Source organism: Bacillus sp. SRI_025 (assembly GCF_057592095.1).
Genome location: NZ_JBYEGB010000014.1, coordinates 1 through 1,384 on the forward strand (window position 1 = coordinate 1; position 1,384 = coordinate 1,384).

The window sequence follows — 1,384 nt, forward strand, 5'->3', positions numbered from 1 at the left end:
TAGAATATAGGTTAAGTCCTCGATCTATTAGTATCTGTCAGCTCCACGTGTCACCACGCTTCCACCTCAGACCTATCAACCTGATCATCTTTCAGGGATCTTACTTCCTTGCGGAATGGGAAATCTCATCTTGAGGGGGGCTTCATGCTTAGATGCTTTCAGCACTTATCCCGTCCGCACATAGCTACCCAGCGATGCCCTTGGCAGAACAACTGGTACACCAGCGGTGCGTCCATCCCGGTCCTCTCGTACTAAGGACAGCTCCTCTCAAATTTCCTGCGCCCGCGACGGATAGGGACCGAACTGTCTCACGACGTTCTGAACCCAGCTCGCGTACCGCTTTAATGGGCGAACAGCCCAACCCTTGGGACCGACTACAGCCCCAGGATGCGATGAGCCGACATCGAGGTGCCAAACCTCCCCGTCGATGTGGACTCTTGGGGGAGATAAGCCTGTTATCCCCGGGGTAGCTTTTATCCGTTGAGCGATGGCCCTTCCATGCGGAACCACCGGATCACTAAGCCCGACTTTCGTCCCTGCTCGACTTGTAGGTCTCGCAGTCAAGCTCCCTTGTGCCTTTACACTCTGCGAATGATTTCCAACCATTCTGAGGGAACCTTTGGGCGCCTCCGTTACATTTTAGGAGGCGACCGCCCCAGTCAAACTGCCCACCTGACACTGTCTCCCTGCCCGATAAGGGCAGCGGGTTAGAAGGTCAATACAGCCAGGGTAGTATCCCACCGATGCCTCCACCGAAGCTAGCGCTCCGGTTTCCAAGGCTCCTACCTATCCTGTACAAGCTGTACCAACATTCAATATCAGGCTGCAGTAAAGCTCCACGGGGTCTTTCCGTCCTGTCGCGGGTAACCTGCATCTTCACAGGTACTATAATTTCACCGAGTCTCTCGTTGAGACAGTGCCCAGATCGTTGCGCCTTTCGTGCGGGTCGGAACTTACCCGACAAGGAATTTCGCTACCTTAGGACCGTTATAGTTACGGCCGCCGTTTACTGGGGCTTCAATTCGCACCTTCGCTTACGCTAAGCGCTCCTCTTAACCTTCCAGCACCGGGCAGGCGTCAGCCCCTATACTTCGCCTTACGGCTTCGCAGAGACCTGTGTTTTTGCTAAACAGTCGCCTGGGCCTATTCACTGCGGCTTCTCGGGGCTTTAACACCCTAAGAAGCACCCCTTCTCCCGAAGTTACGGGGTCATTTTGCCGAGTTCCTTAACGAGAGTTCTCTCGATCACCTTAGGATTCTCTCCTCGCCTACCTGTGTCGGTTTGCGGTACGGGCACCTCTCACCTCGCTAGAGGCTTTTCTTGGCAGTGTGGAATCAGGAACTTCGCTACTAAATTTCGCTCGCCATCACAGCTCAGCCTTTA

1 rRNA gene is annotated in these 1,384 nt (G+C 54.3%); it reads right to left on the minus strand.

From position 1 onward, the window contains the following. Window positions 1-7: 7 nt before the first annotated feature. Window positions 8-1,384: ribosomal RNA gene (locus AC20OE_RS18720) — 23S ribosomal RNA — on the minus strand; the annotation flags it as partial.